Source organism: Mesorhizobium waitakense (genome assembly GCF_056431085.1).
The window spans coordinates 24,489-32,220 of the sequence record NZ_JBWKME010000122.1; the positions used below are offsets into that span (position 1 = coordinate 24,489).

A 7,732-nucleotide genomic window follows, 5' to 3' on the forward strand; every position below is an offset into this window, starting at 1 on the left:
TCACGAGGCGTCTCCATCGCTAGGCCGTTCGGCTGCGCCAAACCGGACAAGCGCTTTTGCCGTGTTGCTACGCCAGGCTGCCTCGGCTGCTTGCCTCGCCATCGGGTTGCCCATCTTGGCGATCAGATCGAGCCCGCTCTGGAGGATCGCCTCGAATGTGCTGGCGTCAGCGGGGTCGCTCTGCGCGATGGCGCTGAGCGAGGCGTCCTGCACTGCGGTCCACTCGGCCAGCTCATAATCATCACGCCGCCCTTGCTGCCTTGCGGCCATGCGCAGCGAGCCGGGCGCGCGCATCGCCTCCTTCTGGCTGGCGAAAGCGGCGCGCTGGCTTTCGGGCATGGTCTGCAAGGCATCGTCGAACAGCGTGTCGAACAGGCCGGATTTGGCCACCCGGCCGGTGCGCGGATCGACCTGGCCGTACATGGCGTCATGCAGGCCTGCGCCGTCGGCCGGTGCATTGGCCGTCACCTCGTCTTCCGCCTCCGCGATGCGGCCGTTGAAGCGGCGGCGCGCGATCTCGGCGTCGAACGCGTCCTGCCGCTCCTTCATCTGCCGGTAGCGCTCGGCGACGGCGGAAAGCTCGTCCCCAAAACCCTGCATCGCCCGGCCGACCGGCGAGCCGTTCGGGTATTGCACCGCATTGCCGGTCTCGAGCCGTCGCTGGGCTATTTGGAGAGGAATGGTCGCCATTTAGGTGTTCCCCGCCCATGAAGCCCTGAGGGTCGAACCGCCGAGGATCACCGACCGCGTCGGCACCGCGCTCGTTGCCATGCCTGAGGTCGGGCTCTTCGTCGGGTCGTAGATTTTGGAAAGGCCGCCAACGAGGGCATTGCCCGCGTTGAAGATCGACGCCGCCACCGCCTGCCGGCCGGAAAAGCGCGAAATGGCAGCTTGCGTGCCAAAATTGTTCTGGCGCAGCTGCGAGCTGTACTGGATCGCCTTGAGGTCGAGCTGGCCCTGCCCGGCGTTGGCCGCCAGCACCTCGGCCGGCGAGCCGGCCATGCCGACGCCGGATGCGCCGGCCTGGGCGCGCGCCTGCGCCTGCAGGAGGTCCTGCCTATGGCGCTCCTGGCCCTGTTCGAAGGGGGCGCTTTGCACGTCGGCCCGCGCCTGCTGCTCGTAGGCCCTGGCTTGGGCGTCGGCCATCTGCTTCGACTGCCGGCCCTCGGCCAGCGCGCCGCCGACCGAAAGAGCGGTGCCGAGAAGAGCGAGTGTGCACATGGTTCAGCCTCGTTCGCCCAAGGGTTTGGTTGCGGGAAGGAATTTGCTTTTGACGCCTTCGGGGCGCCTGACTTCGGGGGGCTTGCCTTCGACCCGCTTGACCGGCGCGCCGAGCGCCGGGCGCGGGTCGAGCGCGCCGCCGGGGCTGAGGAAGGACAGCAAGAGCCGGTCGGCCTGCAGCGCCGGCCGGCTGAGCCGGGTGGGTGCTGAGGCACGCGGCCCGGCCATCGCAGTGCGGCGGGTGGTGGTCAGGTTCACCTTCAAATCGGCGACGCCGGCGGCGTCGAACAGGCCGTTGGCGGTGGCGATCGCGCGAGCCAGCGCATCGGCCTCGAACAATTGTTGGCGCAGTTCTTCGACCAGCCGGCGGACGCAGCGCCAGCGCTCGCCGAGCAGAGCTGCCCTCGCCTTGATCTCGTCGCCAAGTGCTGCGATGTCGGCGCGGGCTTCGCTCTGCGCGACCTCCGCGCGGCGCTTGCCGGCGGCGTCGATGGTCTTTTCCAAAAACGCGATTGCCGCGTTGCAGTCGTCGAGCGCGGCACGCGCGGCGGCAAGGTCGCCATCGCCGAACACCGCGCGGTCCTCGGCTTGCGCCAGATCGGCCCTGCGGCGACGCGCGTCGTTGAGGTCGGTGTCAAGCAAGGCGATGACGGCAGCGAATTCGGCAGCCGTCCGCGCCCTGCCGAGTTGCTCGGCATGGGGGAATGTCATCCGGTGGGGGTCCTTTTGGGGGAGTGAGAATGGTTTGCGCAGGGAGAGCGCGGCACCGGAGTTGCCAATCTCCCCCCTCGTGGGGGAGATGCCCGGTAGGGCAGAGGGGGGCGCGAAGGATCGCGGCGGTCAGTTCAACTTGCGAGCAGCACGGAGCCAGCCGCCGTGTGTGATTATGGTTGTCGGATAGGTCGGCGGGACAGCGCCCCCCTCTGGCCTGCCGGCCATCTCCCCCACGAGGGGGGAGATCGGCAGCTCCAGCGCCTCGCGGCTAAGGCTCCGCGTCGAACACCGGCGTGAAGGCGCGGATGGTGCAGGGCGTCGGGTTGACGTGGCGGATCCTCACCCTTCCCTGCCCTTCCCAGCTGTCGTCGATCGGCACCTCGACATTGCCGGTGAACAGTGTCGCCCCGCCATCCGGCGCGACAATCGAGGGCATGCGCACCGGCTCCCAGCGGCCTCGCATGAGCGATTGCACTTCGAGCCCGGTGGTGTCGGTCTCGAGCAGCGACAGGATTGCTTTCGCCACCTTCTTGCGGCGGCCGATGATCGAGCCGTCGCGGCCGCCGACATCGAGCTCCAGCGTGTCGGCGCCTGCCGCATAGGGCAGGCCGAGCTGCCATTTGGCCGATGCAGCCGACCCCGCCGGCAAGGTCACGGCGCCACCGCTGCTGACGGTCAGGCCGCGATAGACCTTTGCGCCGGCCAGCACATCGACGGACTGGCCGGCGAGGTGTAGCGCGCCGCCCACCGTGGTCACCGCCGCGCCGGAATAGGTGAGGCCGCAATCGACCTCGAAGGCGTCGCCGATCGCGCCATATTCGAAGGGCGCGGTCTTGATCTCGATGAAGCGCCTGGTGGCGCCGCCAATGGTGCGCTTGACCACCAGCCAGAGATCGTCGTTGCCGTTCTGGCCGGGCGTCACCACAGCACTTTCGACAATCGCCCGTCCCAACCCGCCGAAGTCGCCGCCCAGGCGATGCCGGTGCATGCCTCGGACTTCCTGCGATGGCTGATGGGTATAGCCGCCAAGCTCGCCATTGCCGAGCGGGAACCACAGCAGGGGATCGGGGTCGGTCTGGAAGGCCAGTTCGACCACCCCAAGCTTCGGGATATGCTCGGAGATCTGGCCGACATCATCGGAGGTGAAACGGCTCTGCGCGGTCTGCGTCAGCTCGGCGATCGATTTGCGCGAGCGCGTGACATAGAGGAACGACTGGCCGGCATCGACCGGACGGATGCGGGCACAGCCGAAGGTGCGCGAACGCCGGTTCTTGAACGAGGTCGGCGTCAGCGCCTCGTCGATGCCCGAGCCCGACAGGGCCCGCACCCCGCCCGACGTGCCGATCAGCAGCGCGCCGTCGGATTCGGCGATCCAGACGATGTCGTTGGCCTGGCCGCCGCCGGCCTGCACGAACTCCAGCGCGTCGTCGTCCTTCTCGCCGAGCGCGAAATTGTCGAAATCGCCGGTGGCCGAGGCATAGACCGAGAATTTCCGGCTGAACGCCAGGCGTTCCTCATAGAGCGAGCCCGACTGGACGTACTTGCCGGGAACGAAGGTACCGAGCCGCCAGCGGGTGATCGGGCCGAGGTCAGGCAGAGCGAAGCCATAAAGCTGGATGGTGACCACGGTGGTGCTGGTGCGGGCGATGATCTTGGCCCAACGCCAGCGCCCGTCCGAGCCGAACAGGCGGACAGCGCGGCCGACATCGCTGGCCTGGAACCCGGTGCCGCCATTGATGCCGACGGTGGAGGAGGCCGTCAGGTTGAACGGCGTCTGGCTGGCGGCGGCGCGATTGAAGGTCAGTTCGGCGAAGTCGACATCGGTGGCACCGTCGATCGCCTTCCAGGTGAAGCGATGGTATTCAAATCCGGTCTTGTTGACGAACTCGTAGAAGCGGGTTTCACCGGCGTTCCAGGCGATCTCGCTGGTCCGGGTGTCGAGCGCCACCCATGTCGTGCCGTTGTTCGACCCTTCGAGCACCCAGTTCGTCGGCGTCCTGTCCTGGGTGCCGCCCGAGCGTGCGGTCAGCGTGTAGTTTTCGACGATGACCTGCGCCGCCGGCCGTCCGGTAGGTGACGGAACCGGTATCACCGACAGTGCCGACGTGGCTGACGCTGTCCTTGTCGAACACTTTCCACGCGTCCACGGACCCGCCAAAGCCCGACACCGTGCCGCTTGGCGCGGCGTTGGATGTCATCGGCGGCGTCAGCGAACCGTAGTCGGACGGGACCAGCGCCGTCGCCGTGGCATTGATCGGGTCATAGGGACCGTCGAGGAACTGGTAGTCGCTCAGGGCCCATGCGGTCTGCGCGGTGCGCGTCAGCACCTTGGTCGGATAGGTCTCATGGGTGATCCACATCTGGTCCGCGGACTGCACGAACTGGAGGTTGAACAGGTCCGCCTCGAGATACGGCGTCACCACCTCGACCGTGCCGACGCGGGCGCCATAGGCGTACACGCGGATGTAGAGGTCGCCGAATTCGAGCGCGTAGGCCTGGTTGGCCGAAAAGATGAAGGGGATCAGCCGCGTCTTCTTCGTCGAGATCTTCACCTCGCCGGCAAAGTAGGTACCGCCGCGCCTTGCGGATGCCGCCATGCGGCAGCGTGACGAAGTTCTCGCATTTGGCCAGTGCCGCCCGATAGAAATCGAGCGACGCGCGCGCATGCAGGCGCGGCGAGATCTCGCCGCGGGTGAAGACGTCCTGGACCGGATAAAGCGTCGTCATCAGCGCATAGTCCTGCTGTCGCCGCGCTGGTGCGCCCAGGACGCGGTGTAGGGCCGGCCGCCGCGCTGGATGGCGCTGGCGTTGAGCGCTGCGTCCAGCGCCCGGTCATAGGCCGAGCGGGCAATGTCGATCATGCCCGACTTGTGGGTCAGCGGATGCGCGACCTTGATGGCGAGTGCCGCCACCAGCACTTCGGTGAACAGCGCGTCCCAGTCGTTCGGATCGGTGAGGTTGGCGACATAGCGGATCGCCAGCGGCCCCGGCTGGTCGCTGTATATCAGGTCGGCCTCTTGCCGCCACGAGACCGGCACGCCATCCGGTTCGCCATTGCGGGTCGGCGGCAGCGGCCGCAGGCAGTCGGCCGGCAACTCGTAGGCGAAGTTCAAGCTGGACGCGTTGCCGCCGGTGTCCGAGCCCGCGACCGTGACGCGCAGGATCGCGAACACCCAGGCATATTTGGTCAGCTCCGCCTCCCGTGTCAGGTCGAAATGCAGGTTGATGAGCCGTGCGGCCTTGACGTCCTGGTCGAGACTGTCGATCGGCGCCTCGTCGAGCACGGCAAGCGCCATGTTGGCGATATCGAGCGGGGTGATGGCCATGGGGTCGGGCCTCCGTGAGAAGGGTTGATGGGATATCTTCGGCCATGAAAAAGCCGCTGCGAAGCGGCTTGGGGATTGGATGGCGATAATCAGCGATCGCGCTCCACGGCGCCCCCTCTGGCCTGCCGGCCATCTCCCCCCTCGAGGGGGGAGATCGGATGTCACGCCGGCCTTCGCCAATCTCAAACGTTGACGAAGAGGCCCGGCTTTGAAACTGCCAATCTCCCCACTTGAGGGGGAGATGGCCGGCAGGCCAGAGGGGGGGGGCGCGACGGAACGCAGCTTTGGAAAGGAGCGGGCGCAACGCCCCCGCCCGCTTGATCAGGCCTCGGTCGTCTTCAGCGCGATGAACGTCATCGCCTTCACGCTCGACGCAGTGCGGTCCCAGTTGGCCGCCAGCGCGAGTTCCGCATCGGTGGCGAATTCGCCGGCCGAGGCGGCGTCGAGGAAGCGGGTGCCGGGAACATGTGGCACGAAGTGCCTTCGGCCGACCATTTCGGTGACGCCGCCGCCATGGCCCTGGCGCGGCTTGCGGTCAAACTCCAGTGGCCCGCCTTCGGTGTTCACCGGCAGCTCGTTCCACAGGATCGCCTTGTCCTTGAACATGAACGCCGTGTAGACGCCCGCCGTCACCGGAATGTCGTCGTCGACCACGGCGCGCAGCCCCATGTAATAGGGGATCAGCGTCCCGCCCTGCTGCGAGGAGGGCACATAGTCGATGAGGTCGGCGAGCTTCAGCGCCTTCATCTGTTTGGAGTGCATCCAGATCGTCTTGAACTTGTCGGCGCGGTCGCCCATCAGATAGGCGGCCTCGATGATGTCGGTGTCGACGATGGAGGCGCCGGTGCTGCGCACCAGATCGCTGCCGTCATTGGCGATGTTGTCGGCGACGACGCCTTTCAGGATGCCGAGCAAGGTCAGCTTGTTGGCGCGCTGCCAGTACTCGGTCTGCCGCTTGACGATCAGCTTCTGCGGATCGTCACCCGCCAGGATCGAGGTCAGGTCCGGAACGCCCCACGCCTGGGCACGGACATTGCGGGCGGCGACTTCGCGGCGCGAACCGATCTTCTTCATTTCGATCGAATCGGCCGGATCATCATTGACCGGCTCGGACGGGTCGTTGCCGAGATCCTTCCAGCCGGGCATGTCGACCGAGCGGCCACCCATCGACAGTTTCGAGGCGATGGCCGGGTCGGAAAACAGGATTCCGGCCTGGTAGATTTCGAGCGACTGGACATGTTCCTCGAACGCATATTGCGCATAGACGGACGGCACGATCGCGTCCGCGATACGGGTGTAGGCATCTGCCATTTTTCTCTTCCTTCAGGGTTGGGTGTTGGCGAAGGTGTGTCGGGATTCAGGTCAGGCCGAGCCGAAAACGATGGCCTTCGAGAACCGGAGCGGAGCGGACATTTGGGTCCGTGAGCGCCGGAAGCGCAGAAAGCCGTCGTTTGCAGGCCGGCATCACCTGAATATCGGCACAGCTTTAGAGGGGGTTGTTGGGCATCCACCGATCCGGGTTCTCACCGGCTTCGCGGGCCAGCCTCCGGGCACGGGCGGGGTCGCTTTTGACGAGGGCTGAAATCGCCGAAATGTTGCGTTCGCCGGCGGCGTTGCGCTTGAACGGATTGGCTCCGCTGAAAGCAGCACCGCCGTCGATCGTGTCTTCCGTGAACATCGCCTCGCCGATGGCGTGGAACGCCTTGGCGATCTGCGGATCGGTCAGCGCCCCGTCAGGCAGAAGGATGCCCTTCGCCTTGTAGGCGTCGACCAGGCCGAGCTTCTTCATCGCCCGGTTGGCGACCTCGAGCTTCCGGCGAAAGCCGTCGCTGTCGGTCGGCCCCCAGTCCCTGACAAGGTCGTCATGGGTGGCCTCGACCGAGCGGGCGAGCGCGATCTCCTGTGCTTTTGCCTGCTCGGCCATGTAGCCGACGAACTTGTCGTGATAGGCCTGCGCGGTCTTCGGCGAGGCACCGGCTTCAACCGCCCAGGCCTTGGACGCCTGGGCGAGTTCGTCCGAATAGGCAAAGTTTTCCGGCAACCCATCCGGGCGCCGGTACTCGACCTTTTCGGACGAGGTGACCGGACGCATCGCCTCGGGCAGCCGGGCATGAAACCGGTCCCAGTCTTCCCGGGATGCGTCGGGCTGGGGAATGCGCAGGCTCTCACCCTGCTGCCGCTCCAGCTCCGCATAGGATGTGAAAACCCGATCGAGGCTTTCAGGCTTGGTCCAGCCCTTGGTTTCAGCGAGCTTGCGGTTGCCTTCGGAAAGACCGTCAAACCAACTTTGGCCGACAGGCGCGGCGGACCCGTTGTCCGCACCAGCCGGTGATCGTACCGGGTTGCCCGCCGGCCGCGCACGCGCCGCCACGGACCCGGCGTCTGCCAGATCTGTCATGTGATGTTCCTTTGTGAGGGGTTAGAGCGGGATGAGATTAATTTCGGTCATAGCCTGAGTTTTCGAAGTAGTG

The 7,732-nt window shown here is 66.3% G+C and carries 7 protein-coding genes; all 7 read right to left on the reverse strand.

The annotated features are described in order from the left end of the window. Positions 1–690 (reverse strand): hypothetical protein, encoded by a 690-nt coding sequence (locus tag AC07FD_RS25850; RefSeq protein WP_478352131.1) that lies wholly within the window; start codon positions 688–690, stop codon positions 1–3. Continuing rightward, positions 691–1,221: a hypothetical protein gene (locus AC07FD_RS25855; RefSeq protein WP_478352132.1), complete on the reverse strand. Its 531-nt coding sequence runs from the start codon at positions 1,219–1,221 to the stop codon at positions 691–693. A gap of 3 nt (positions 1,222–1,224) precedes the next feature. Beyond that, the gene (locus tag AC07FD_RS25860) at positions 1,225–1,932 is read right to left on the reverse strand and encodes a hypothetical protein (RefSeq protein WP_478352133.1); all 708 of its coding nucleotides are present in this window, start codon (positions 1,930–1,932) and stop codon (positions 1,225–1,227) included. 271 nt (positions 1,933–2,203) lie between these two features. Further along, complete coding sequence (locus tag AC07FD_RS25865) at positions 2,204–4,027, reverse strand: phage tail protein (RefSeq protein ID WP_478352134.1); 1,824 nt, start codon at positions 4,025–4,027, stop codon at positions 2,204–2,206. 634 nt (positions 4,028–4,661) lie between these two features. Further along, positions 4,662–5,261, reverse strand: a complete 600-nt coding sequence (locus tag AC07FD_RS25870) for a phage connector family protein (protein WP_478352135.1) — start codon at positions 5,259–5,261, stop codon at positions 4,662–4,664. Positions 5,262–5,582: 321 nt separating this feature from the next. Continuing rightward, positions 5,583–6,572: a Coat protein gene (locus AC07FD_RS25875; protein ID WP_478352136.1), complete on the reverse strand. Its 990-nt coding sequence runs from the start codon at positions 6,570–6,572 to the stop codon at positions 5,583–5,585. Positions 6,573–6,747: 175 nt separating this feature from the next. Then, positions 6,748–7,659 carry a hypothetical protein gene (locus tag AC07FD_RS25880; RefSeq protein ID WP_478352137.1) on the reverse strand — a complete coding sequence of 304 codons (912 nt, stop codon included), beginning with the start codon at positions 7,657–7,659 and terminating at the stop codon, positions 6,748–6,750. Between the last annotated feature and the right edge of the window lie 73 nt (positions 7,660–7,732).

Coding starts and splice junctions, on each gene's coding strand:
- AC07FD_RS25860 (WP_478352133.1), bottom strand. CDS start 1,932: ATGACATTCCCCCATGCCGAGCAACTCGGCAGGGCGCGGACGGCTGCC.
- AC07FD_RS25870 (WP_478352135.1), bottom strand. CDS start 5,261: ATGGCCATCACCCCGCTCGATATCGCCAACATGGCGCTTGCCGTGCTC.
- AC07FD_RS25855 (WP_478352132.1), bottom strand. CDS start 1,221: ATGTGCACACTCGCTCTTCTCGGCACCGCTCTTTCGGTCGGCGGCGCG.
- AC07FD_RS25850 (WP_478352131.1), bottom strand. CDS start 690: ATGGCGACCATTCCTCTCCAAATAGCCCAGCGACGGCTCGAGACCGGC.
- AC07FD_RS25880 (WP_478352137.1), bottom strand. CDS start 7,659: ATGACAGATCTGGCAGACGCCGGGTCCGTGGCGGCGCGTGCGCGGCCG.
- AC07FD_RS25875 (WP_478352136.1), bottom strand. CDS start 6,572: ATGGCAGATGCCTACACCCGTATCGCGGACGCGATCGTGCCGTCCGTC.